This window comes from Stenotrophomonas sp. pho (assembly GCF_006228405.1).
GTDB lineage: Bacteria > Pseudomonadota > Gammaproteobacteria > Xanthomonadales > Xanthomonadaceae > Stenotrophomonas > Stenotrophomonas sepilia.
Map to the genome: position 1 here is coordinate 3,990,348 of NZ_CP029759.1, position 23,365 is coordinate 4,013,712.

The window sequence follows — 23,365 nt, forward strand, 5'->3', positions numbered from 1 at the left end:
CGACGCAGGCCGAGGGGCAATGAAAGAGAGCATCCTGGATGTACTGCTGTACCTGTTTGAACACTATTTCAGCGAAGATGCGGACCTGATCCGTGACCGCGATTCGCTGCAGAACGGCCTGATCCAGGCCGGTTTCAGCCCCACCGAGATCAACAAGGCGTTCGACTGGCTCGATGCCCTGGCCGCGCAGCGGCCGAGCGTGGCCCAGGCGCGGGTCGATGGCCCCGTGCGCATCTACCATGGTCCCGAGCTGGACAAGCTGGATGTGGAATGCCGCGGCTTCCTGCTGTACCTGGAACAGCACGGCATCCTCGACGCCGACCAGCGCGAGCTGGTGCTGGACCGGGCGATGGCCCTGGACCAGGACGAACTGGACCTGGACGACCTGAAATGGGTCGTGCTGATGGTGCTGTTCAACCAGCCCGGCTCCGAAGCGGCCTATGCCTGGATGGAGACGCAGATGTTCATGGACGAGCCAGAACCCCTTCACTGACCGTACACTTGGGGGCATAGCGCATTCAGGAGCGTCCCCGTGAGCGAGTGGTTCCATGCAGAAGGCAACCGGCAGCAAGGCCCGCTGCCGGCGGAACAGTTGGTCGAGTTGTTCCGAAACAACCAGATCTCCCTGGACACCCTGGTCTGGCGCGACGGCCTGCCGCAATGGCAGCCCTTGCGCACCGTTGTCGACGAGCTGGGCCTGATCGTGCCGGCGCTGGACGTTGCTGCGCCGGCCCAGCAACCCGAGCCGGAACCGGAACCGGTGGCCCCGCCTCCGCCGCAGCCGCCTGTACTGCCGCCGTCCACGCCCTATGCCACCCAGGCGGCGGCTGGGGTCCTGCCGCCGCCGAAGAAGAAGCTCTCCGGTTGCGCCCTGACCGCGATCATCGGCGGCGGCCTGCTGCTGGTACTGGTACCGATCATGGCCATCCTCGCGGCGATCGCCCTGCCCGCATACAAGGACTACACCGTGCGTGCCAGGATCGCGACCGCGGTCAATGCCCTGCAGCCGCTGAAACAGCAGGTGCAGCACTTCGCCGACGATGAAGGCCGCTGCCCCGGCGCCAACGATGCCGGTTTCCCGGCCCCGGGGACTTCAGCCAGGCCGGCCTGTCGGCGGTGAACATCGGCCGCTTCAACAACGGCCACTGTGGCATCGAAGCAACGCTGGCCGTGCCCGGCAAGAGCCTCGATGGCGACCTGCTGTGGCTGGAATATGATCGCGACAGCGGCCGCTGGGAATGCAGCGGTGAAAGCGACGACAAGTACCTGCCGCCGTCGTGCCGCGGCTGAGCCACGCGCACGGCAGCACCTCCAAGGACGATCCAACAGGGAACATGCAATGACTGAGTGGTACTACGCCGTAGGACAGCAACGCCAGGGCCCGCTGTCGGTCCAGGAGATCCGCCAGCGCTTCCAGCGCGGCGAACTGAACCTGGACACCCTGGTCTGGCGCGAAGGCATGGCCCAGTGGGCTGCACTGCGCCAGGTGGTCGATGAACTGGGCCTGCAGACGCTGGCCGACGCCAGCACCGCCACTGCCAGTGGCGGCTTCGACCTGCGCAGCGACTACGCCGCCATCGACAACGGCACTGCGCCGCTGCCTGGCACGGGCGCGCTCAGCAGCTCACCCTACAACGCACCGGCCGCCGCCGCTGCCGGTGGCGCGCGGCCGGTGATCGGCGGCGAGGTGGTCTACGCCGGCTTCTGGAAGCGCGTCGCGGCCTACATGATCGACTACTTCGTGCTGGCCGTGCCGGGCGGCATCATCGGCGCCATCATCGGCGTGGTGCTTGGCGCCAGCATGGGCGCGGTGGGCAGTGGCGAGACCTCCATCGAAATCGTCGCGCAGCTGGCCAGCGCGCTGATCAACATGGTCATCGGCGTGGCCTACTACACCTGGTTCCATTCCTCCCAGGGCGGCGCCACGCTGGGCAAGATGGCGGTCGGCATCAAGGTCGTGCGCAGCAATGGTGACCGCCTGACCCGTGGCCGCGCCTTCGGTCGCTACTGGGCCATGCTGCTGAGCAGCTTCACCCTGGGGATCGGCTTCCTGATGGCCGCCTTCACCGAGCGCAAGCAGGGCCTGCACGACATGATCTGCGACACCCTGGTGGTCGACCGCTGGGCCTACACCGACCAGCCGCAGCTGCAGCGCCATGAGCTGGGTACGGTCACCATCGTGATCCTGGTACTGACCGGCCTGCTGACGGTGGCGGGCCTGGTGCTGCTGGTGGCTGCGGTCGGCTTCATCGCCAAGATGGCCTCATGAACGGCCATCCTCACGTCTGGCTGCTTGACAGGGGCTGGCCGGGCGTGATTCCTCTAATAAGGTGAAACCTGAACGCCCGGCACACTACCGGGCGTTCAGCGTATTGATTTGTCCGTGGCCGCTTCACTAATGCGGCCGTTTGCTCCACCCTAGCGGCCCCTTCCCTGCGGCTCGCCCCACAGACACTGCTGCCATGCCCAAGCACCTGCTCATCGTCGAATCGCCGGCCAAGGCCAAGACGATCAACAAATACCTCGGCAAGGACTACACCGTCCTGGCCTCGTATGGGCATGTGCGTGACCTGATTCCGAAGGAAGGCGCGGTCGACCCGGACAACGGGTTCGCCATGCACTACGACGTGATCGACAAGAACGAAAAGCATGTCGATGCGATCGCCAAGGCCGCCAAGGGCGCCGACGACATCCTGCTGGCAACCGACCCGGATCGCGAGGGTGAAGCGATCAGCTGGCATATCGCCGAGATCCTGAAGGAACGCGGGCTGGTCAAGGACAAGCCGATGCAGCGCGTGGTGTTCACCGAGATCACCCCGCGCGCCATCAAGGAAGCGATCAGCCAGCCGCGTGCGATCGCCAGCGACCTCGTCGACGCCCAGCAGGCCCGCCGCGCACTTGACTACCTGGTCGGCTTCAACCTGTCGCCGGTGCTGTGGCGCAAGGTGCAGCGCGGCCTGTCTGCCGGCCGCGTGCAGAGCCCGGCGCTGCGCATGATCGTCGAGCGCGAGGAAGAGATCGAAGCCTTCATCGCCCGCGAGTACTGGTCGATCGCTGCCGAGTGCGCGCACCCGTCCCAGCACTTCAATGCCAAGCTGGTCAAGCTGGACGGGCAGAAGTTCGAGCAGTTCACCGTCACCGATGGCGACACCGCTGAAGCGGCGCGCATGCGCATCCAGCAGGCCGCGCAGGGTTCGCTGCACGTCACCGACGTGGCCAGCAAGGAGCGCAAGCGCCGCCCGGCGCCGCCGTTCACCACCTCCACCCTGCAGCAGGAAGCCTCGCGCAAGCTCGGCTTCACCACCCGCAAGACCATGCAGGTGGCGCAGAAGCTGTATGAAGGCGTGGCCATCGGCGACGAAGGCACCGTCGGCCTGATTTCGTACATGCGTACGGACTCGGTGAACCTGTCGCAGGACGCGCTGGCGGAAATCCGCGACGTGATCGCCCGCGACTACGGCATCGCCTCGCTGCCGGACCAGCCCAACACCTACCAGACCAAGTCGAAGAACGCCCAGGAAGCGCACGAAGCCGTACGCCCGACCTCGGCCCTGCGCACCCCGTCGCAGGTCGCCCGGTTCCTTACCGACGACGAGCGGCGCCTGTACGAGCTGATCTGGAAGCGTGCGGTGGCCTGCCAGATGATCCCGGCCACGCTCAACACCGTCAGCGTCGACCTGTCGGCCGGCAGCGAACACGTGTTCCGCGCCAGCGGCACCACCGTGGTCGTGCCCGGCTTCCTGGCCGTGTACGAGGAAGGCAAGGACAACAAGAGCGCCGAGGACGAAGATGAGGGCCGCAAGCTGCCCGCGATGAAGCCGGGCGACCGCATCCCGCTGGAACGCATCCTGGCCGAACAGCATTTCACCCAGCCACCGCCGCGCTACACCGAAGCGGCGCTGGTGAAGGCGCTGGAAGAGTACGGCATCGGCCGTCCCTCGACCTACGCTTCGATCATCCAGACCCTGCTGTTCCGCAAGTATGTGGAAATGGAAGGCCGTAGCTTCCGCCCGTCCGACGTGGGCCGCGCGGTGTCCAAGTTCCTGTCCAGCCACTTCACCCAGTACGTGGATTACGACTTCACCGCCAGGCTTGAGGACGAGCTCGATGCCGTCTCGCGCGGTGAGGAAGAATGGATCCCGCTGATGGCCCGTTTCTGGGAGCCGTTCAAGGAACTGGTCGAAGACAAGAAGGAATCGGTCGACCGCGCCGAGGCCAGTGGCGCGCGCGAGCTCGGCACCGACCCCAAGACCGGCAAGCCGGTCAGCGTGCGGCTGGGTCGTTTCGGGCCGTATGCCGCCATCGGCAGCACCGCCGAGGACGCCGAGGAAAAGCCGAAGTTCGCCTCGTTGCGCCCCGGCCAGTCGATGCACACCATCTCGTTGGAAGACGCGCTGGAACTGTTCCTGATGCCGCGCGCGCTGGGCGAGGACAATGGTGAGCCGGTCAGCGTCGGCATCGGCCGCTTCGGCCCGTTCGCCAAGCGCGGCAGCACCTACGCCTCACTGAAGAAGGAAGACGACCCGTACACCATCGACCTGGCCCGCGCCGTATTCCTGATCGAAGAGAAGGAAGAGATCGCGCGCAACCGGATCATCAAGGAGTTCGAGGGCAGCGACATCCAGGTGCTGAACGGCCGCTTCGGCCCGTACATCAGCGATGGCAGGATGAACGGCAAGATCCCCAAGGATCGCGAGCCGTCATCGCTGACCCTGGCTGAAGTGCAGCAGCTGATGGAAGAAACCGGCAAGCCGGTGCGCAAGGGCTTCGGCGCCAAGAAGGCCGCTGCGAAGAAGGCACCGGCCAAGAAGGCTGCGGTGAAGAAGGAAGCAGCGCCGAAGAAGGCCGCGGCCAAGAAAGCGCCGGCCAAGAAGGCTGTGAAGAAAGCTGCCGCAAAGAAGGCACCGGCGAAGAAGGCCGTCAAGAAGACCGCTGCAAAGAAGTAGATCCACGCCATGCGCGGATGAGGGGTAGTGCCGGTCGCTGGCCGGCAACACCTGGAAGCCTCGGATGCCGGCCAGCGGCCGGCACTACCGAGCGGGCGCGTTCCACCCCTTCTGCACGCAGCGGGGGATAATGGAGGCCCACGCCGGGCCGGTCGCCGTCATGAAAGAACTCACCCTGAACTCTGCTGTCGCCACGCTCCGCGCCGGTGGCGTGATCGCCTATCCGACCGAAGCGGTCTGGGGCCTGGGCTGCGATCCGTCACATGAAGCCGCGGTGCACGCGGTGCTGCGGCTGAAACAGCGCCCGATCGAGAAGGGCATGATCCTGGTCGCCGCCGAACTGTCGCAGCTGGAGGGCTGGGTCCGCCTGCAGGCGCTGCCCGACGCCCGCCAGCGTGCGGTTCTGGCCAGCTGGCCGGGCGCCAACACCTGGATCCTGCCGGCCGGTCCGCGCGCCCAACCGTGGGTCACCGGTGAACACAGCGGCATCGCCGTACGCATCAGCGCCCACCCACTGGTCGCCGCCCTGTGCCGCGCCTGGGGCGGGCCGCTGGTCTCCACCAGCGCCAACCTGGCAGGTGAACCGCCGGCACGCAGTCGCGCCGAGCTGGATCCGCGCCTGCTGCGCCTGCTCGATGGCCTGCTCGATGGCGAGACCGGTGGCCTGGCCCAACCGACCCCGATCCGCGACGCGCTCAGCGGCAACGTGCTGCGCTCCTGAGCGGACGATTGCACTGCCACGCACAATCACGCACCCTGCCGCCATGAACCTGCTGCGCACCGCCTTGGGCCTGTGCCTGCTGCTGCCATGGACCGCACCGGCCGCAGAGGACGTGCGCGTCTATCGCTGCGTCGCCAGCAATGGCGCCGTGGCCCTGCAGGACAGGCCCTGCAGCAGCGGCCGGCAGGAAGTGCGCGACCTGCAGCGCCCGCGCGACCCGACGCCACGGGTGGTGCGCAGCGATGCGACGCCCGCGCCTCCCGACGAGGTTCCGGTGATGCGCGATCGCGAAGTCCGCCACGTCTACATCCAGCCGCCACAGCCGTTGTACGAATGCGTGAGCGACGACGGTCGCCGCTATACCAGCGACAACAACGAGGGCAATCCGCGCTGGGTACCGTTGTGGACCAGCGTCTGGCTTCCGCACGGGCACCACGGCCCGGTCCATCCCGGCCCACGCCCGGCCTTCGGCACGCCGGTCGGCCCCCCATCGGTGAAGGAACCGGCTACCGGCCGCCCGCGGTGGGTGTCGGTGTGCAGGTTCCGGCCGGCAGCGTGCTGGTCCGCGACAGCTGCCATGCGCTGCCGCCGCAGGAAGTCTGCGCGCGCCTGCGCGACCGCCGCTGGGAACTGGACCGCCGCTACAACAGTGCGCTGCAGAGCGAGCGTACTGCCATCAGCAACGAACAGCGTGGCATCGACGCACGCCTGTCGCGGGACTGCGACCGCTGAGCGCAGCACCTGCCGTGGCATGTACGCTGTGCGCATGAAGAACCTGATCTGGCTGGCCCTGGGCCTGTTCGCCGGCAACGCAGTGGCCGACGACGGGGTGATCTACCGCTGCACCTCCAGCAACAGCGATGTGCCCACCCTGCAACGTACGCCCTGCCCTGCCGGCAGCAAGCAGCAGGTGGTGCGGATTCCGGCCGCTGCCAGTGCGTCGCCCACGCCGACCCCTGTGCCGTCGCCACCCGAACCGGCGGCGGCGGGTATGCCGCCGGCTTCCGCGCCCAGCCCCCGCCGCCCCGGCGAAGGACGCACGATCATGGAAGCCGGCATGGTCGAACGCGAAGGCGGCGATCTGATACTCGACAGTGCATCGCTGCCACGCCAGGCTGATGCCGCGCCGGACAGCAATGCGCCGCCGAAGCCGCCGCTGCCGCCCATCTTCCAGTGCACCGACAGCCAGGGCGGTGGCTACCTGCACGAATACGAAGCTGCCCCCGGCCGCTGCGAACTGATGACCGTGCAGGGCCTGGGCGGCGCCACACCGGTCAATGCTGCAGGCTGCGAAGTGGTGCGCGACCGCTGCGAGGAACTGCCGGAAGCGCAGCGCTGCAGCAGCTGGCAGCAACGCTTCCGCGACGCACGTGGCCGCGAGCGGTTCGCCTCGCCGGAGAACCGCGACAAGGCCCGCGGGGAACGCGAACGGTTGCAGGGCGTGCTGGAGGCCAGCAACTGCCCGGTACCGGGGTGACTGCCATGCGGTAGTGCCGGCCGCCGGCCGGCAACTGCAATCACCTGAAGATCCCGTGGTTGCCGGCCAGCGGCCGGCACTACCACCGCATGATCAGAACCCGTAGCGCAGGAAACCGCCATCCACTGCGATGCATTCGCCGGTGACATAGCTGGCCGCCGGCAGGCACAGGAAGCCCACGGCTGCGGCCACTTCCTCCGGTTCACCGATGCGGCGCATCGGCGTGCGGTTGACCACTTCCTCGTAGTAGTCCGGGTCCGACAATGGACCGGACGTGCGCCGCGTGCGGATGTACCAGGGCGCCACCGCGTTGACCCGGATGCCATCCTCCGCCCACTCGACGGCCAGGTTGCGCGTCATCTGGTGCATCGCGGCCTTGGTCATGCCATAGACCACGCCACTGCGCACGTGGGTCAGGCCGGACACGCTGCCGACGTTGACGATGGACGACGACGCATGCCGCGCCAACAGCGGATGCGCGTAGCGCGACAGCTCGAAGGCCGAGAACAGGTTGGTCTCGAAGATCTTGCGCCATTCGTCCTCGGAATACTCCGTGGCCGCCTTGGTGACGTTGCCACCGGCGTTGTTGACCAGGATGTGCAGGCCATCGCTGTGGTCTTCCACCCAGTCCAGGATCTGCCGGCGGTCCTCGTCATCGGAGACATCGGCAGCCAGCGCGTGCACCTGGTGCTGCGGATACACGTCCAGCAGTTCGTCGCGCGCCGTCTCCAGCATATCGATGTCACGGCCCACGATCATCAGGTCGGCACCGAGGCCGGCCAGTTCGTGCGCGATGGCCAGGCCGATGCCGGCGCTGGCGCCCGTAATCAGGGCAGTCTGGCCGTCCAGGCGCCACCGTTGCTGGGTCATGTGTCCTCCGGGGCCGCGCCCGCTGTGTTTCGATGCCGCAAGGATACGCGCTCACGGCGGCGCTCGGCCGGGGATGCGACACTTGCCCATACGCCCACCGCGGAGAGCCGCCATGCGCATCCTGATCCTGTCCACGTCGCTGCTGGCCAGCCTGCTGCTGGCGGCCTGCCAGCGTCCGCCCACGCCGAACCCGGAGAAGCCACCGGTGCCACGAGCGATGTCGCGTGCGATCAACGAGCCGCTGGACCGCGCCAAGGACGTGCAGAAAACCGTCGATGAGGCTGCCGCGCGTGAGCGCAAGGCCGAGGCCGACGCGGCGCAATGACCGGTGGGGTCAGAGCCCTTTGCGAAGCCAAGGGATCCGCCCCCATGAACGAAAACGCCCGGCCTGAGCCGGGCGTTTTCATTCGATAGCGTTGCCGGTCAGAACCCGCAGAAGCAGTACGCCAGCGCCTTCACCGGTGCGCCGTTGCCCTTTTCGCGGGCCGCGTTCTCGACGAAGCGCAGCTGCGTGTCCACTTCCGGCATCGTGCGTGCCAGCATCATCCGCGCCATGCCCGAATCGGACAGCATCCAGGCACCGGCATGACTGCCGGCGAAACCGCTGACGAACTGCGCGAACGGCGTGGCTGCCTTCTCGATGTAGCGCACGCGATAGGCATCGGACTTGCCCAGCTTGGCGCGGCTGGCCGCATCGGCCACCGCATCCCTCAGGCCACCGAAGGCATCGACCAGGCCGCGTTCCTTGGCCTGTGCACCGCTCCACACGCGGCCGCGGGCCACCTCGTCCACGGCCTCGACCGGCTTCTTGCGCGCGTCGGCGACGCGACCTGTGAAGTCGGCGTAGCCTTTGTTGATCACCGACTGGATGACCTGTCCCACGGCCGGATCCATCGGGCGGGTGACATCGAATGCACCCGCAAAACGGGTGGTGCCGACACCGTCAGTGTGCACGCCGATCTTGTCCAGCGCGCGGCTGAAGTTCGGTACCATGCCGAAGATGCCGATCGAACCAGTGATGGTCGACGGATCGGCGTAGATGCGATCGGCATTCATGCTGATCCAGTAGCCACCGGAGGCAGCCAGGTCGCCCATCGACACCACCACCGGCTTGCCAGCGGCCTGCAGCGCCACCACTTCACGGCGGATCTGCTCGGAGGCGAACACCTCACCGCCCGGCGAATCGACGCGCAGCACCACGGCCTTCACGTTGTCGTCGTCGCGCGCGGCGCGCAACAGCGCTGAGGTCGACTCGCCGCCGATGCGGCCGGCCGGCAGGTCGCCACCGCTGATCTCGCCGGCAGCCACCACCACGGCCACCTGCGGACGCGAGTCCACCGGGTTGCGGCGGGCGTCGAGCAGGGCCAGGTAACGGCCGAAGTCGACGTTGCGGAAACCACCGTCGGCGTCTTCGTCGGCCACGCCGCGCTCGATCATCAGATCCTCGAATTCCTCGCGGGTCTTCAGCGCGGTCACCAGCTTCTGCTGCAGCGCGAACTTGGCCAGGTCGCCACCGGCGGCGGCAATGCCTTCCGGCAGCGTGTCGATGCCGGCAGCCAGCTGTGCCGGATCCAGGCGGCGCGCCTTGGCGATGTCGCCCAGGTAGCGCTGCCACACATCGTTCATCCAGAACAGGTCGGCTTCCTTGGAGGCCGGCGACGCGGCGTCAAGCACGTACGGTTCGGCCGCGGACTTGTACTCGCCCACCTTGAACAGGTGCACGTCCACGCCCAGCTTGTCCTGCAGGCCGGTGCGGAAGTACTGGCGGTAGCGGCCGAGGCCTTCGAGCACGACCGAACCCATCGGGTCCAGGTAGACCTCGTCGGCCTGTGCAGCCAGCAGGTACTGCGACTGGCCCATGCTCTCGCTGTAGGCCACCAGCTGCTTGCCGGAAGCGCGCAGGTCCTGCAGCGCGGCGGCGACTTCACGCAGCGAGGCGAAGCCCGACGGCTGCAGCTTGTCCAGCTCCAGCACCACGCGCTCGATCTTCTTGTCTTCCTTGGCCGACTCGATCACCCGCAGCAGGTCGCGCAGCTGGATCTCTTCGGCACCGTTGTCACCCACGGCCTTGGCCAGTGCGCGGCTGACCGGATCGGCACTGAACTGCTCGACCAGGCGGCCTTCCGGCGCGATCACGAGCGTCGTGCGGTCCTGCAGCGACTTGCTGGCACCGGCACCCATGCCGGCGGCGATGACGAACATCACCAGCAACAGGAACAGCAGGCCGAAGAACACCAGGTTGAGGATCAACCGGCGGGTGAAGTTCATGACGTCCCACAGCCCGATGAAGAAACTGGCGACGGGGTTGCGACGCGCCGGGGGCAGCGGGGGCACGGGTTGATTCATGGAACGCTCCGGATGGCTTCTTGCCGTGGTACCAGCATAGCCGGTGCCGCGTGATGCGGCATCGGACACAAGTCAGGGGATCGCCCGCCATGGGTCGGCATGGCGGGCAGGACGATCAGGACAGCGCGGACTGCCCGATGCGCTGGCTGCTGCGGCGCAGGCGCCAGCCCATCAGGATGGCAGCGGCGGTCAGGCCGACGATCAGGCCGATCCACATGCCCTGCGGGCCCATGCCCAGCCCCAGGCCAAGCCCGGCGCCGAGCGGCATGCCCAGGCCCCAGTACGCGAACATGGCGATGAACATCGGCACGCGGGTGTCCTTGAGGCCGCGTAGCGCACCCGCCGACAGCACCTGGATGCCGTCCGGGAACTGGAAGGTGGCCGCGTACAGCAGCAGGGTCGAGGCCAGGCCGGCCACTGCCAGGTCGTTGGTGTACACACCGACGATGGCATCGTGGCCGAACAGCAGCACCGCCGCTGACAACGTCTGCGTGCCCATGATGATCGCGTAACCGGCCCACGCCGCACGCCGTACGCCGAAGCCGTCACCACGGCCGACCGCATGGCCGACGCGCACGGTGGTGGCCTCGGCCACGCCCATCGGGATCATGAAGCACAGCTGCGCGACGTTGATCGCGATCTGGTGTGCCGCCGCTTCATTGGCACCCAGGCGGCCGATCAGCAAGGCGGTGACGATGAACAGGCCGCCTTCCATCAGCACGGTGATGCCGATCGGCAGGCCGGTGCGCAGCAGCTCCCAGATCGCCTTCCAGCGCGGTCCCTCGAAGTGGGAGAACAGCTGCAGATGGGCAAAGCGCTTGGTCCGCCACAGATACAGGGCGAATGCGGTCGCCTGCAGCCACATCATCACCGCCGAAGCGATGCCCAGGCCCTCGGCCCCCAACTCCGGGAAGCCGAGCTTGCCATTGGCCAGCACGTAGCCCATCGGCGCCAGCACCAGCAGGCCACCGAAGCCGAGCAGCATGGTCGGCAGCGTCCAGTGCATGCCCTCGCTGAGATAACGCATGCAGAAGTACAGGGTCAGCGCCGGGCCACCCCAGCGCACCGCATGCAGGAACGCAGTCGCCCCCGGCACGATGTCCGGCGCGATGCCGAAGGCCGGCAGCAGCGGCGGCACCACGGTGAGGAAGGTGAACATGATCAGCCCCAGCCCCAGCGCCAGCCACAGTGCCTGGCGGAACAGCGGGCCGATCTCGCGCTCGCGGCCGGCGCCGTGCAGCTGCGACACCGAAGCGGTGAGCGAGATCAGGGTGCCGATCGGAATCAGCATCGGCAGCCACAACAACGCCGTACCGATGGTGACTGCGGCAAGGGTCGCCGTAGCGTGGTGGCCGGCAATCACGTTGTCGACGAAGGAGATCAGACCGGTGGACACATGGCCCAGCACGAGCGGCAGGGCGAGCAGACCGGTGGCGCCGACTTCCTTGCTGAAGCGCGGCGTGGAGGTTGCAGTAGACATAAGGTGCTTGACGCGAACTGCGGTTGCGCGCGAAGGGCACAGGCACCGGGTTGCGGGCGCCCATCTTACGCGGGCGGCGCCTGCATTCCCATGACATGGCGTGAATGCTGGGTTTCAGCCGCCCCAAGCAAAAAGGGGACGGAGGGGATTAAGTCGCATTCGGCACTGACTGGCCTGATACGACTTAATCCCCTCCGTCCCCTTTTCTACTGGCCGGCCTGGCGCTTTAGCCAGCTGTCGCGCTCGGCGGCGGGCACGGCGAGGAAGGCGCTGCGTACCGTGTCGCGTTCCTGCGGCGGCGTGCGCTGCGCGACCAGGGCCAGCTGGGCCAGCTGCGCCGGGTTGAGCTGGCGCAGCACGGCCAGCGCGGTCTCGCGTTGCTCCGGTGGCACGAATCCGAACAGTCCGTGCAGCTTGGGGAATTCAAGGCCCAGCTGCGGGCCCAGCCGCCATCCGGCGCGGAACGCCTGATCCTGCGCCTGGAATTGCTGCCGCATGCGCTGCTGTTGATCGGCCGGCAGCGAATTGAAGCGCGCAGCCGCCTGACGGATTCGCTCGCGCTCTGCTTCCGGCAATGCGCGCCAGGCGGCGTAGTCGGCACGGCGCTGTCGCTGCTGCTGCGTATCCAGCTGAGCGAATTCGGCAGGTGCTGTTGCAGCGGCCGACGCCGGCGTGGCCGGCGAACTGCCCGGAACCGGTGGCGGCAACGGCACGCTCAACGGCTGCGGTGCGGCGGACAGCGACAGCGGCAGGGTCAGCAGCAGGCTGGCGAGCACGGACTTATTCATCGGCGGCAGCCGTTTCCAGCGTGGCACTGGCCGGCTCCGGCCGGCTCGGCTTGGCTTGCGATTCATCCACCGGCAGCGGGCCGCCCGCGGCAGTCCACGCGTACAGGTCGGCATCGGCGACCAGCGGGTAGTCGCGATCTGCCAGCATCGCTGCGTCATCATTGGCTTGCGCCTGGCCCGCGTCCGGTATGGCGTCCACCTTGCTCGGTGGCAGGGCTTCCACGGTCACCGGACCGGCTTCGCCCACCACGCCCTCCGGCAAGGGTGCATCGCTGCCGAACGAATGTCCCTGCAGGTGGCGCCACCCCAGCGCGGCGGCCAGCAGTACCGCCACCGTCACCAGCAGGATCAGCGGACCGCGCCAGCGCGGCCTGGCATTCGCGCGGCGGCGCTTGCCGTTGGCGGCCGCACGCTCGTCCCGCTGCGGTGCGCGCCAGCTGGAGGCCGGTGCTTCATTGTGGGTGGTGGGTGCGGCCGGCTGCTGCAGTTGCTGCAGGCGCGTGGCCGGCAGGTCACGGACACGCGCCTGTACCTGCTCGGCCAACTGGCGCCAGGCCACGGCATCGGGCCGGCCCTGGGCATCACGCGGGCAGGCATCGGCCAGCAGGTGCTGGTAACCGGCCTCGTCCTGGTCGAGCACGCGCATGGCGATGCCCTCGTCCAGGCTGCCGCCCACCCGCAGCAGCAGCGCCAGTCGTGGAAGTGGCGGCATCGCGCCCAACGCGGCCAACGACGGCGCCCACTGCCCGCCCGCCGGCTCGCGCAGCGCCTGGCGCTGGCCCAGCAGGGTCCAGAAGCGGGTCGGCCATTGCGCCATCGGCAGGTCGCTGGCGACCGCCGCAAACGCGCGCATCACTGCCACCAGGGTCTGCTCGGCACGGGCTGCATCGCCGCACTGCAGTTCAGCCACCACCAGGGCGCGGCGTTCGACGCCACGCAGGAACGCCGACAGCGCGCCGGCCGCGGTCGAGGAAACAGGGGCGGGCACAGCCGTCATCGGTCACTCCAAAGGTCTGCCGGCATGATAGCGGCAGCCCATCGGCACCCGTAGGACTTGCGCCCACAGGCACTTCGTGCTGCAGGTTGTGCACAGCACCACGCTCCCCGCGCGGGAAATTGCGGCATGCCGCTGAATTCACTCTGTTTCAGCAATGTTTCACACTCAAGTTGTTGATTTTGAACGCCTTTCAAGTGTGGCGATTTTTTGACCAACCCAAGGGTGAGCTCGTCGCCATCGGCCTCCTGCGTTCCCGTCGACCGGTAACGCACAACGTTATCCACAGAACATGTGGATAAGACTGAATCTCCAATGGACACCGATATTTAGGTGACATTTATGATTCAACGGTCGTCGCCCGTCTGCCCCCTGCCATTCGCGCGTGCATGGCCCGTTACACTGGCCCGATGCTTTCACCCATTCCGACCCTGCAGGTCGCCCTGCCCGTCCCCCTGCCCCGCCTGTTCGACTACCTGTCGCCGGAGGGCGATGGCCCCACGGCCGCGGTCGGCTGCCGCCTGAAGGTGCCGTTCGGCAACCGCGAGCTGGTCGGCGTGGTGGCCGGCCACGGCCAGACCGACGACGGCCAGGGACTGCGCCAGGTGCTGGCCTGGTGCGACCGGCAGCCGCTGCTGCAGGGCGAACTCTGGCAGAGCCTGCAGTGGCTGGCGCGCTACACCCATGCGCCACTGGGCGAGGTGCTGAGCACCGCCCTGCCCGGCCCGCTGCGCCATGGCGAGGCCCTGCCCGACACCCACCACTGGGGTTGGCAGCTGACCACCGAAGGCCACGCCCAGCGCGAAAAGCTGCGCGCCGGAAGCCGTCCGCGGCAGCTGGCCGAGCTGCTGGCAGGAGCGATCGTGGATGAGGACGTGCTCGGCGAACGCATGGCCGACTGGCGCACCGCTGCACGCAGCCTGGCCAAGCGCGAGCTGGCCGAGCGCGTGGCGATGACGGTGGCACCGCAGCATGCGCAGCCGCTGCCCGGCCCCACGCTCAACCCGGACCAGGCCGGGGCGGTGGCTGCGATCAACGCTGCCGACGGCTTCCAGCCGTTCCTGCTGGACGGCGTGACCGGCAGCGGCAAGACCGAGGTCTACCTGCAGGCGATCATCCATTGCCTGGCGCAGGGCAGGCAGGCGCTGGTGCTGGTACCGGAAATCGGCCTGACCCCGCAGACCCTGGCACGTTTCCGCGGCCGCCTGGGCATCGCCGTGCACGCCTTGCATTCGGGGTTGAACGACAACGAGCGCGCGCGCGTCTGGGCGGCCGCCTCCCGAGGCGAAGCGCGGGTCATCGTCGGCACCCGCTCGGCGGTTTTCACGCCATTGCCGCAGGCCGGCCTGCTGATCGTCGACGAGGAACACGACGGCAGCTACAAGCAGCAGGACGGCATCCGTTACCACGCGCGCGATTTCGCTCTGGTGCGCGCCAAGGCGCTGGGCATTCCGGTGCTGCTCGGCAGCGCCACCCCTTCACTGGAAACGCTGCACAACGCCTACGCCGGGCGCTACACGCACCTGCGCCTGAAGCAGCGCGCCGGCGATGCGCGGCCACCGCGCGTGCGCATCCTCGATGTACGCAAGCGGCCGCTGCACGATGGCCTCTCGGCCGATGTGCTGGCTGGCATCGGCGAACACCTGCAGCGTGGCCAGCAGGTGCTGGTGTTCAAGAACCGCCGTGGCTACGCACCGGTGCTGCTGTGCCACGACTGCGGGTGGACCGCGCCGTGCCAGCGCTGCGATGCGCCGATGACCGTGCATGGCGGCGGCCGACGCCTGCAATGCCACCACTGTGGCGCGCGCCAACCGGCGCCGTTGGCATGCCCGGCCTGCGGCAGCCTGGCGCTCCAGCCGCAGGGCATCGGCACCGAACGCCTGGAAGAACACCTCACCGCCGCCTTCGCCGATTTCCCGGTGGTGCGCATCGACCGTGGCACCACCTCACGCCGCGATGCGCTGGAGCAGCAGCTGGCGAAACTGGGCGACCAGCCCGGCATCCTGGTCGGCACGCAGATCCTGGCCAAGGGCCACGACCTGCCGAAGCTGACCCTGGTGGTGGTGGTCGGCATCGACGAAGGCCTGTTCTCCGCCGACTTCCGCGCCAGCGAGAAGCTGGCGCAGCAGCTGATCCAGGTGGCCGGTCGTGCAGGACGTGCGCGTGACCCCGGCGAGGTCTGGCTGCAGACCCATCACCCTGGTCACCCGCTGCTGGAAACCCTGGTGAGCGGTGGCTACCACCCGTTCGCGCAGGCCGAGTTGAACCAGCGGCAAGCCGCAGGGTTCCCCCCGTTCGCGCACCTGGCGCTGATGCGCGCCGAAGCGCAGCAGGTCGAGCACGCCAATGCGTTCCTGCTGGCTGCGCGGCAGTTGCTGGGCGAGCAGAACGTGGTGGAGGCGTACGGCCCGATGCCGGCGCCGATGCCGCGGCGCGCGGGCTACCAGCGCACACAGCTGCTGCTGTCGGCGCCGCAGCGGCCACCCTTGCATGGCGTGCTCGCGCAGCTGGTTCCGCAGCTGTATGCGCTGCCGGAAGCACGCAAGGTGCGCTGGTCGCTGGATGTGGATCCAACGGACCTGTATTGAGGGGTCAGAGCCCACCCGTCGGGTGGGATCCGACCCCGATGCCCTGGGGTCGGATCCCTTTTCGCAGAAAAGGGCTCTGACCCCGGACGCCTTCGCTTACGTCAGCGGCGACATCACGCCGCGCTGGTAGGCCGGGCGCTCACGCAGCCGCGCATACCAGTCAGCCAGATGCGGCAGCTCCGGTCGCTGGATCGGCAGCTCGTACCAGGCGTAGACCAGCGAGCCCAGCGGGATGTCGCCCATCGCGAACTTCTCGCCCGACAGCCACGGCTGCCTGGCCAGGGTAGCGTCGGCCATCGCCAGGTAGTCACCGGCGCGCACGATGGCGGCATTGATCCGCGCTTCATCGCGGTCGGCCGGCGCGGTGCGCATGATGCCCCAGACCAGGTCGCTGTACAGCGGCGCCATCCGCGACGTGCTCCAGTCCATCCACTTCTCGGCCTGGGCGCGTTCCATCGGGTCCTCAGCGTACAGGGTGCCCAGTGCATAGCGGGCGCTCAGGTAGCGCACGATGGTGTTCGATTCCCACAGCGGCAAGCCGTGGTCTTCGATCACCGGCACCAGGCCGTTGGGATTCATCGCCTGGTACTCCGGGGTCTGCGTACCACCATGGCTGCCACCGACTTCGATGGATTCGTACGGCAGGCTGATTTCCTCGGCGCACCACAGTACCTTGCGGACGTTGCTGGAATTGCGGCGGCCCCAGATCTTCAACATGCGGGTTTTCCTTGCTGGCAATGCGAGCGGCAACGATACGCCTGATCGGGTGGAGATGTGCGTGCCGGATGCGGGATCTGGCATCCGGGCATTGCCGGCCAGCAGCAGGCACTACCTGTTCTTTTTTGGCAGCGCGCGCACGTAGGACGACTTGCCGTCCTTCTTCAGCTCGAACAGGCCGATCGCCGCCAGCAGGTCGCTGAGCTTGCCGTAGCCATAGTTGCGCGGATCGAACGAGGCCTGGTTGCCGATCTGGCTGCCGACCGGGCCGAGGTGCGACCAGCCATCCTCACCCTCGGCCGCGGACACCGCACGGCGCAGCATCTTCACCAGCCGGGTGTCACTGCGCATTTCCGCACCGCTCTTGCGTGGACGCGCATCGTCGTTGGCCACCGGCTCGTTCGAGGCCTGCTCGCTGGACGCCTGTTCGGCATCGGGCACGCTGGCATGGGTCTGCCCCAGTGCCTCCAGGTAGGTGAACTTCGAGCACGCATTGACGAATGGCTCGGGCGTCTTCTTCTCGCCGAAGCCATATACCTTCACGCCATCGGTCAGCAGGCGCATCACCATCGGGGTGAAGTCCGCATCGCTGGAGACGATGGCGAAGCCATCAAGGTTGCGCGCGTACAGCAGGTCCATGGCATCGATCACCATCGCCATGTCCGAAGCGTTCTTGCCCTTGCTGTAGGCGAACTGCTGGATCGGTCGGATCGCATACTCATGCAGCACCGCTTCCCACCCTTTCAGTCGCGGGCTCTTCCAGTTGCCGTAGGCACGGCGCACGTTGGCCACGCCGTAGCGGGCGACTTCCGCCAGGACCTCGTCGATCTTCGAGGCCGGCGCATTGTCGGCGTCGATCAACAGGGCGATGCGCTTTTCCGGTTCGCTCATGGGCTCCTCACGGGCCGTTGCCTGAACCCGAGTATCGCCGATCCGGGCAGGCGCTGACGTGACAGGTGGCCGCCGTGCGAAGATGCCAGGCGCTTCCCCCGATGCCCCCACTGGAGTGAGTCGATGAGTCGCGAGCGCGTTCCCCACCTGGTCGTTGTCGGCGGCGGTTTTGCCGGTCTCTGGGCCACCCGTGCCCTGGCCCGCGAGCGCATACGCATCACCCTGGTCGATCGCCGCAACCATCACCTGTTCCAGCCGCTGCTGTACCAGGTGGCCACCGCCGGCCTGTCCGCGCCGGATATCGCCGCACCGCTGCGCCACATCCTCGGCCACCAGCGCAATGTGGAAGTCCGCCTCGGCGAAGTGGTGGCCATCGACAAGCGGGCGCGGCAGATCCGCATGGCCGATGGCAGCACGCTGGACTACGACAGCCTGCTGCTGGCCACCGGCGCCACCCACGCCTACTTCGGCAACGATCAGTGGGCCGATGATGCGCCCGGCCTGAAGACGCTGGACGATGCCATCGCGCTGCGCCGCAAGCTGCTGCTGGCGTTCGAACGCGCCGAGGCCGAACCGGACCCGGCGAAGAAGGCGGCGTGGCTGAGTTTCGCCATCGTCGGCGGTGGTCCCACCGGCGTCGAACTGGCCGGCACCCTGGCCGAGATCGCGCGCCACACGCTGCGCAACGAATTCCGCCACATCGACCCGGCCAGCGCCAGGGTGCGGCTGGTCGAGGCTGGGCCCCGCGTGCTGTCCTCGTTCCCGGATGTGCTTTCGCTGAAGGCGCGCCGCCAACTGGAAAAGCTGGGCGTGGAAGTGCTGACCGGTACCCCGGTGAGCGACATCGACAGCCAGGGCTTCAAGCTCGGCGAACAGTTCGTACCGGCGCGCACCGTGGTCTGGGCCGCCGGCGTGGCCGCTTCACCGCTGGCGCGCACGCTGGACGTGCCACTGGACCGCGCCGGACGCGTGCCGGTGCAACCGGACCTGACCCTGCCCGGTCACCCGGAGCTGTTCGTGGCCGGCGACCTGGCCGCACTGAGCCAGGCCGACGGCAAGCCGGTACCCGGGGTGGCACCGGCCGCCAAGCAGATGGGCAAGTACGTGGCCGAGGTGATCCGCGCGCGCCTGCACGGCAAGCCCGAGCCCGGCCCGTTCAAGTACGCCGACTACGGCAACCTGGCCACCATCGGCCGCATGGCCGCGATCGTGCACCTGGGCCGGCTGCAGCTTTCCGGCGTGCTGGCCTGGTGGTTCTGGCTGGCCGCGCACGTGTTCTTCCTGATCGGCTTCCGCAACCGCATCGTGGTGCTGCTGAACTGGGCAGTCGCGTACTGGAGCTACCAGCGCAGTGCGCGGATCATCTTCGGTGATGACCAGGATGACCGGCGGCCGAGGCGGTAGGGCTGCACGCAACGGGGTCGGATCCCTTTCCACAGGAAAGGGCTCTGACCCGGTCAACACCCTCCACGCATGGCGTGGATCTACTGGTTCATCGGGCCACCGGGCACCCGCCGTTTCGACCAGGTCCGGCAGAAGTCCTCCTTCCTCGCGGTGTCGGCAATCTGCGCGGCACTCCAATGCCGGGTGATCCAGATCGTCAGTGCGGTACTGCTGAGATGCCAGCGCAGCATGCCGCGCTGCGGTTGCCGCCACAGGTAGCGCCGGGCAATCCAGAAGGCCTCCCGCTCCACTTCAGGCACCTTCTTCATCGCGTCCTTGTCGAAGAACTGGGCGGTAAAGCGCCAGGGGTTCATCGGCTGGTATCCCGCCCGTGGCTCGCTGCTACACGCAGCCACACCACTGGGCGCACGGTCGGCCGGCGTCGGCCGACCGCCTGCCAATGCCAGCCCGAGCAGGTACAGCAGGCCAGGCAGCAGCGCGATGCCGGCGACCAGCACGACGACGGAGATCCATGCTTTGCCGGCGGCACGCATCGCTCACTGTGCCTTCGGCTTTGGATACCACAACGCGTTGACGATGACCCAGCGCTGGTCGAAGCGCCCCATGTGGAAGTAATCGACGAACCACGGGGTCTCCAGCCGCACCGAGGCCGCGTTGCCGGTCACGTCCAGCACCGTGCAGCGACGATCCCATTGATCCTTCGGGGTCTTCAACGCGCCCTGCTTCGTCAGCGAGACCAGTTCTTCCTTCGACATCCGGCGCAGGCCCAGGCGTTCGTCGGGTGTATCGCCGAGCACAGCGCGCTTGGCCAGGTCCGGATGCAGGGAGCGGGCGACGCGCTGTGGGTCCGCCTCCAGCTGGCCATCGACGTAGTCATGGCAGGTGGCTTCGATGGCCGCGATCGTGGCCGGGTCGGGGGCAGGGCTCGTTGCTGCGGAAAGAGCAAACAGCAGGGCGATCGTGGACATCCGGGTCTCCAGCTCTGGGCGCGGGGCGATCATCGCATGGGCCGGGTAGCCCATCCACGCGTGGCGTGGATCTACAGGACCGGCGCCTGCAGCCAGGCCAGCTTGCGTTCGCGCGGCTGCTGCTTGAGTTGCCACTCGGCCCGCGAGGCGGCGGCCCGGTCCGGGTATTCGCGCACGGCCAGCACGCGCAGCGGTGGCCGGCCCGGGTGTAGCGCGCGCCCTTGCCGGCCTGGTGGGCGGCGAAACGCGCATCCACGTCGGTGCTGATGCCGGCGTAATAGCTGCCATCGCGGCATTCGAGCAGGTACAGGAACCACGGGCGGAGGGACGGGGCCATGCCCGGATTATGCCGTGCTGCACTGCAGCGGATATACTGGCGCCCGAATGCAGGAGAGTGGCGCCGCGCTGGCGCCCGCCGAAGGCGCAGGCTCCCATGATCGCTCAGGCCGGTGGGCTGGAATCCCACCAACCATGCATTCGACTCGCCGAGCTGGAGAGAGGTCACCGGGCACGCCCGGGACGATCCGCCGAAGGGGCACGCGGCCAACGCCGCTGAACTCTCAGGCAAAAGGACAGCGGGAGCGGCACCGGTCATCGTCATCCCGTCATTGCGCAGGCAGTGGTGGCAGTTGCGCATGGCCGGCCCCACCGCGCCCGGAGCCTGTTCCATGCTGCTGTCCATCATCTACCTGGTTGCCATTTCCGCCGAAGCCATGACCGGTGCACTGTCTGCCGGCCGCCGCCGCATGGACCTGTTCGGTGTGGTCATGATCGCCTGCGTCACCGCCCTCGGGGGCGGCTCGCTGCGCGACATCCTGCTCGGCCACTATCCGCTGGGCTGGGTGAAGCATCCCGAGTACCTGGGTTTCACCGTGTGCGCGGCGCTGATCGCCACCTGGGTGGCGCGCTGGATGCACCACTTCCGGCGCACCTTCCTGGTGCTCGATGGCCTGGGCCTGATCGCCTTCACCCTGATCGGCTGCTCGATCGCGCGCGAGGCCGGCCATGCGATGCCGATCGTGCTGATCGCCGGCATGCTGACCGGCGCGTTCGGCGGCGTGCTGCGCGACATCCTCTGCAACGAGGTGCCGCTGATCTTCCAGAAGGAGCTGTACGCGATCATCGCGCTGCTGACCGGCGCGGCGTATCTGTTGCTGCTGCACTGGGGCGTGGCCGACGCCACCGCGATCCTGTGCTGCCTGGGCGGCGGCTTCGCGCTGCGCCTGCTGGCGATCCACTATCGCTGGGAAATGCCGAAGTTCGTGTACCACGACGAAGTGCATTGAGCCTCTTCGTAGCGTCGAGCCATGCTCGACTGCGCTTTGCAGGACGCCAACGCGCGTCGCGCGCACGTCGAGCATGGCTCGACGCTACAAATATCGGCATCACCACCCCGGCGATGTACCTGGCGCTGTCGCTCATGCGCAGCGCCAGGCGCATCGCCGGTGCAGATGGGCCGGTCTCCAACTCCGGCCGGCCCTGATCGCGGCCGCACCCCCGCAGGCGCTGGCCGCCATCCACACACGTGCCGCACTCAGGCGGCTTCGGACACCTTCACGTCGCGACGGGCGCGCACGGCCGCAGCCAGTCGCTCCAGCACCGTCACGGTGGTGTCCCAGTCGATGCAGCCATCGGTGATGCTCTGCCCGTAGACCAGCGGCTGGCCTTCCACCAGTTCCTGGCGGCCCCCGACCAGATGGCTCTCGATCATCACGCCCACGATGCGCTGTTCGCCGTCTTCCATCTGAGCGGCGATGTCGTCGATCACCTTCGGCTGGTTCTCGGGGTTCTTCAGGCTGTTGGCATGGCTGGCATCGATCATCAGGCGCGCCGGCAGCTTGGCCTTGGCCAGCACCTGGCAGGCCTCAGCCACGCTGCCAGCGTCGTAGTTCGGTTGCTTGCCACCGCGCAGGATCACATGGCAATCCGGGTTGCCGGTGGTCGACACGATGGCAGTGCCACCCTGCTTGGTGACCGACAGGAAATGATGCGGGTTGGATGCCGCACCCACCGCGTCGGCGGCGATCTTCACGTTGCCATCGGTGCCGTTCTTGAAGCCGACGGGGCACGACAGCCCCGAAGCCAGCTCGCGATGCACCTGGCTTTCGGTGGTGCGTGCGCCGATCGCGCCCCATGCCACCAGGTCGGCGATGTACTGCGGCGAGATCACATCGAGGAATTCAACACCGGCCGGCAGGCCGAGCTTGTTGATGTCGCGCAGGAGGCCACGGGCGATGCGCAGGCCCTTGTCGATCCTGAAGCTGCCGTCCAGGTCCGGGTCGTTGATCAGGCCCTTCCAGCCCACCGTGGTGCGCGGCTTCTCGAAGTACACGCGCATGACGATTTCCAGCTCGCCAGCCAGCGCGTCGCGCAGCGGCTTCAGGCGCTGGGCGTACTCGATGGCGGCCTTCGGGTCGTGGATCGAGCACGGGCCCACCACCACCGCCAGGCGGTCGTCACGGCCGTGCAGGATCTGGTGCAGGGCCGCGCGCGAGGCGCTGACGGTGTCGGAAGCCTCATCGTCACAGGGCAGCATCGCCAGCAGCTGGGCGGGCGGTGTCAGCGGTTCGATGGTGCGGATACGCAGGTCGTCGGTGTGCGGGGGCATTGCAGGAGATCTCCGGAACGTTGGGGGTCCCCAGCGTGGCGGCATGAAAAAAGCCGCCAGGTTCGCTGGCGGCTTTCGGGAATGCGTCTGAAGCTTTCTTCAGGGTGAGCGCAGTCCTTCCTCCGCCAGTGGCTTCGGAAAGTAATACCAGTAAAAGCGGGTAGCGGCTGCGTTCATGGGATCTATTGATAGCACAGCTTTTGCGCAGTGCAAAATGTTTCATCCGCAACTGGGGGCGCGGTTCAGTGATGCGCCTGACTGCGCAGCGCACGTGGTGGCCGCTGTGCAACGTCGCTCATCTGCCATGCACTTCCACGTCCAGCAGCAGGCCTTCGTGGATGTCGGCCAAGCGCTCCAGCACGCGGTCCAGCTCCTGCCGGGCCTCGTCCAGCTGCTCGGGATTGAGCAGGGAACGGGTGGTGTAGAGATCGGACACCAGCCGGCGCAGTACCGCTTCCGGGATGGCCACCGAGGGCCCTTCCATCTGCGGCAGCTGCAGTGCCGGCGTATCGCCCTGCGGGCCGTACAGCGTTACCTGGAGCGTGCTCTGCATGATCAACTTCCCTG

At 67.7% G+C, this 23,365-nt stretch carries 20 protein-coding genes, 3 pseudogenes and 2 riboswitches; of the genes and pseudogenes, 11 read left to right on the forward strand and 12 right to left on the reverse strand.

Annotation, left to right across the window (positions count from 1 at the left end; all coding sequences use genetic code 11):
• Nucleotides 1-19: 19 nt before the first annotated feature.
• The 7 genes and pseudogenes from DL544_RS18595 to DL544_RS18625 all read left to right on the forward strand — a co-directional run bounded on the left by DL544_RS18595 (nt 20) and on the right by DL544_RS18625 (nt 7,144).
• Nucleotides 20-493, forward strand: coding sequence for a DUF494 family protein (locus DL544_RS18595; protein WP_005419622.1), 474 nt, complete (start codon nt 20-22; stop codon nt 491-493).
• A gap of 39 nt (nt 494-532) precedes the next feature.
• Nucleotides 533-1,290 (forward strand): annotated as a pseudogene (locus tag DL544_RS18600) (pilin).
• A 49-nt stretch (nt 1,291-1,339) separates the two neighbouring features.
• Nucleotides 1,340-2,269, forward strand: a complete 930-nt coding sequence (locus DL544_RS18605; protein WP_065178799.1) for an RDD family protein — start codon at nt 1,340-1,342, stop codon at nt 2,267-2,269.
• A gap of 193 nt (nt 2,270-2,462) precedes the next feature.
• Nucleotides 2,463-4,946 (forward strand): DNA topoisomerase I, encoded by a 2,484-nt coding sequence (locus DL544_RS18610; protein WP_005419627.1) that lies wholly within the window; start codon nt 2,463-2,465, stop codon nt 4,944-4,946.
• Nucleotides 4,947-5,076: 130 nt separating this feature from the next.
• A complete protein-coding gene (gene tsaC / locus DL544_RS18615) occupies nt 5,077-5,667 on the forward strand; it encodes an L-threonylcarbamoyladenylate synthase type 1 TsaC (protein WP_081275815.1) in 591 nt (196 codons plus the stop codon).
• A gap of 43 nt (nt 5,668-5,710) precedes the next feature.
• A pseudogene (locus tag DL544_RS18620) lies at nt 5,711-6,399 on the forward strand (DUF4124 domain-containing protein).
• Between the two features lie 34 nt (nt 6,400-6,433).
• On the forward strand, nt 6,434-7,144 hold the full coding sequence (locus DL544_RS18625; protein ID WP_065196880.1) for a hypothetical protein: 711 nt from the start codon (nt 6,434-6,436) through the stop codon (nt 7,142-7,144).
• A 93-nt stretch (nt 7,145-7,237) separates the two neighbouring features.
• On the opposite strand, the gene DL544_RS18630 is transcribed toward DL544_RS18625, so the two are convergent.
• Nucleotides 7,238-8,014 (reverse strand): SDR family oxidoreductase, encoded by a 777-nt coding sequence (locus tag DL544_RS18630; protein ID WP_005419635.1) that lies wholly within the window; start codon nt 8,012-8,014, stop codon nt 7,238-7,240.
• A gap of 112 nt (nt 8,015-8,126) precedes the next feature.
• On the opposite strand from DL544_RS18630, the gene DL544_RS18635 reads away from it, so the two are divergent.
• Nucleotides 8,127-8,339, forward strand: a complete 213-nt coding sequence (locus DL544_RS18635) for a hypothetical protein (RefSeq protein ID WP_065178801.1) — start codon at nt 8,127-8,129, stop codon at nt 8,337-8,339.
• A gap of 98 nt (nt 8,340-8,437) precedes the next feature.
• On the opposite strand, the gene sppA is transcribed toward DL544_RS18635, so the two are convergent.
• The 4 genes from sppA to DL544_RS18655 form a co-directional block, all read right to left on the reverse strand.
• Nucleotides 8,438-10,360 carry a signal peptide peptidase SppA gene (gene sppA / locus DL544_RS18640; protein WP_139727785.1) on the reverse strand — a complete coding sequence of 641 codons (1,923 nt, stop codon included), beginning with the start codon at nt 10,358-10,360 and terminating at the stop codon, nt 8,438-8,440.
• 115 nt (nt 10,361-10,475) lie between these two features.
• Entirely contained in the window at nt 10,476-11,840 is a 1,365-nt protein-coding gene (locus DL544_RS18645) for an MATE family efflux transporter (RefSeq protein ID WP_005419642.1), read from the reverse strand.
• Nucleotides 11,841-12,046: 206 nt separating this feature from the next.
• A complete protein-coding gene (locus DL544_RS18650) occupies nt 12,047-12,628 on the reverse strand; it encodes a DUF3106 domain-containing protein (protein WP_139727787.1) in 582 nt (193 codons plus the stop codon).
• Nucleotides 12,621-13,625, reverse strand: a complete 1,005-nt coding sequence (locus DL544_RS18655; protein ID WP_139727789.1) for a hypothetical protein — start codon at nt 13,623-13,625, stop codon at nt 12,621-12,623. The genes DL544_RS18650 and DL544_RS18655 overlap by 8 nt, the downstream gene beginning before the upstream one ends.
• 407 nt (nt 13,626-14,032) lie before the next feature.
• Between DL544_RS18655 and DL544_RS18660 the strand changes: the two genes are divergently transcribed.
• Entirely contained in the window at nt 14,033-16,210 is a 2,178-nt protein-coding gene (locus DL544_RS18660) for a primosomal protein N' (protein ID WP_139728157.1), read from the forward strand.
• Nucleotides 16,211-16,306: 96 nt separating this feature from the next.
• On the opposite strand, the gene DL544_RS18665 is transcribed toward DL544_RS18660, so the two are convergent.
• Both DL544_RS18665 and DL544_RS18670 read right to left on the reverse strand, forming a co-directional pair.
• Entirely contained in the window at nt 16,307-16,927 is a 621-nt protein-coding gene (locus DL544_RS18665) for a glutathione S-transferase family protein (RefSeq protein WP_139727791.1), read from the reverse strand.
• A gap of 111 nt (nt 16,928-17,038) precedes the next feature.
• Entirely contained in the window at nt 17,039-17,818 is a 780-nt protein-coding gene (locus DL544_RS18670) for an NYN domain-containing protein (RefSeq protein ID WP_049470953.1), read from the reverse strand.
• 123 nt (nt 17,819-17,941) lie between these two features.
• Here DL544_RS18670 and DL544_RS18675 point away from each other — a divergent pair, with 123 nt between their 5' ends.
• Nucleotides 17,942-19,222: an NAD(P)/FAD-dependent oxidoreductase gene (locus DL544_RS18675; RefSeq protein ID WP_065178805.1), complete on the forward strand. Its 1,281-nt coding sequence runs from the start codon at nt 17,942-17,944 to the stop codon at nt 19,220-19,222.
• Between the two features lie 80 nt (nt 19,223-19,302).
• Here the strand turns inward: DL544_RS18675 and DL544_RS18680 are convergent, their stop codons facing one another.
• From DL544_RS18680 to DL544_RS18690, 3 genes and pseudogenes are all read right to left on the reverse strand, one after another.
• Nucleotides 19,303-19,755 (reverse strand): hypothetical protein, encoded by a 453-nt coding sequence (locus tag DL544_RS18680; RefSeq protein WP_065178806.1) that lies wholly within the window; start codon nt 19,753-19,755, stop codon nt 19,303-19,305.
• A 3-nt stretch (nt 19,756-19,758) separates the two neighbouring features.
• The gene (locus DL544_RS18685) at nt 19,759-20,190 is read right to left on the reverse strand and encodes a nuclear transport factor 2 family protein (RefSeq protein WP_032954574.1); all 432 of its coding nucleotides are present in this window, start codon (nt 20,188-20,190) and stop codon (nt 19,759-19,761) included.
• A gap of 71 nt (nt 20,191-20,261) precedes the next feature.
• A pseudogene (locus DL544_RS18690) lies at nt 20,262-20,527 on the reverse strand (GIY-YIG nuclease family protein).
• 40 nt (nt 20,528-20,567) lie between these two features.
• A riboswitch (glycine riboswitch) is annotated at nt 20,568-20,657 on the forward strand.
• 13 nt (nt 20,658-20,670) lie between these two features.
• Nucleotides 20,671-20,774: riboswitch (glycine riboswitch) on the forward strand.
• An 84-nt stretch (nt 20,775-20,858) separates the two neighbouring features.
• Here DL544_RS18690 and DL544_RS18695 point away from each other — a divergent pair.
• Nucleotides 20,859-21,476, forward strand: a complete 618-nt coding sequence (locus DL544_RS18695; RefSeq protein ID WP_005419661.1) for a trimeric intracellular cation channel family protein — start codon at nt 20,859-20,861, stop codon at nt 21,474-21,476.
• 248 nt (nt 21,477-21,724) lie between these two features.
• Here DL544_RS18695 and DL544_RS18700 read toward each other — a convergent pair whose 3' ends face one another.
• Both DL544_RS18700 and DL544_RS18705 read right to left on the reverse strand, forming a co-directional pair.
• The gene (locus DL544_RS18700) at nt 21,725-22,798 is read right to left on the reverse strand and encodes a 3-deoxy-7-phosphoheptulonate synthase (RefSeq protein WP_065186318.1); all 1,074 of its coding nucleotides are present in this window, start codon (nt 22,796-22,798) and stop codon (nt 21,725-21,727) included.
• 295 nt (nt 22,799-23,093) lie between these two features.
• Nucleotides 23,094-23,351 carry a hypothetical protein gene (locus DL544_RS18705; protein WP_139727793.1) on the reverse strand — a complete coding sequence of 86 codons (258 nt, stop codon included), beginning with the start codon at nt 23,349-23,351 and terminating at the stop codon, nt 23,094-23,096.
• Nucleotides 23,352-23,365 lie beyond the last annotated feature (14 nt).

Coding starts and splice junctions, on each gene's coding strand:
- DL544_RS18700 (WP_065186318.1), bottom strand. CDS start 22,798: ATGCCCCCGCACACCGACGACCTGCGTATCCGCACCATCGAACCGCTG.
- DL544_RS18685 (WP_032954574.1), bottom strand. CDS start 20,190: ATGTCCACGATCGCCCTGCTGTTTGCTCTTTCCGCAGCAACGAGCCCT.
- sppA (WP_139727785.1), bottom strand. CDS start 10,360: ATGAATCAACCCGTGCCCCCGCTGCCCCCGGCGCGTCGCAACCCCGTC.
- DL544_RS18610 (WP_005419627.1), top strand. CDS start 2,463: ATGCCCAAGCACCTGCTCATCGTCGAATCGCCGGCCAAGGCCAAGACG.
- DL544_RS18675 (WP_065178805.1), top strand. CDS start 17,942: ATGAGTCGCGAGCGCGTTCCCCACCTGGTCGTTGTCGGCGGCGGTTTT.
- DL544_RS18705 (WP_139727793.1), bottom strand. CDS start 23,351: ATGCAGAGCACGCTCCAGGTAACGCTGTACGGCCCGCAGGGCGATACG.
- DL544_RS18695 (WP_005419661.1), top strand. CDS start 20,859: ATGCTGCTGTCCATCATCTACCTGGTTGCCATTTCCGCCGAAGCCATG.
- DL544_RS18680 (WP_065178806.1), bottom strand. CDS start 19,755: ATGCGTGCCGCCGGCAAAGCATGGATCTCCGTCGTCGTGCTGGTCGCC.
- DL544_RS18625 (WP_065196880.1), top strand. CDS start 6,434: ATGAAGAACCTGATCTGGCTGGCCCTGGGCCTGTTCGCCGGCAACGCA.
- DL544_RS18635 (WP_065178801.1), top strand. CDS start 8,127: ATGCGCATCCTGATCCTGTCCACGTCGCTGCTGGCCAGCCTGCTGCTG.
- DL544_RS18650 (WP_139727787.1), bottom strand. CDS start 12,628: ATGAATAAGTCCGTGCTCGCCAGCCTGCTGCTGACCCTGCCGCTGTCG.
- DL544_RS18630 (WP_005419635.1), bottom strand. CDS start 8,014: ATGACCCAGCAACGGTGGCGCCTGGACGGCCAGACTGCCCTGATTACG.
- DL544_RS18660 (WP_139728157.1), top strand. CDS start 14,033: ATGCTTTCACCCATTCCGACCCTGCAGGTCGCCCTGCCCGTCCCCCTG.
- DL544_RS18645 (WP_005419642.1), bottom strand. CDS start 11,840: ATGTCTACTGCAACCTCCACGCCGCGCTTCAGCAAGGAAGTCGGCGCC.
- DL544_RS18605 (WP_065178799.1), top strand. CDS start 1,340: ATGACTGAGTGGTACTACGCCGTAGGACAGCAACGCCAGGGCCCGCTG.
- DL544_RS18595 (WP_005419622.1), top strand. CDS start 20: ATGAAAGAGAGCATCCTGGATGTACTGCTGTACCTGTTTGAACACTAT.
- tsaC (WP_081275815.1), top strand. CDS start 5,077: ATGGAGGCCCACGCCGGGCCGGTCGCCGTCATGAAAGAACTCACCCTG.
- DL544_RS18665 (WP_139727791.1), bottom strand. CDS start 16,927: ATGTTGAAGATCTGGGGCCGCCGCAATTCCAGCAACGTCCGCAAGGTA.
- DL544_RS18670 (WP_049470953.1), bottom strand. CDS start 17,818: ATGAGCGAACCGGAAAAGCGCATCGCCCTGTTGATCGACGCCGACAAT.
- DL544_RS18655 (WP_139727789.1), bottom strand. CDS start 13,625: ATGACGGCTGTGCCCGCCCCTGTTTCCTCGACCGCGGCCGGCGCGCTG.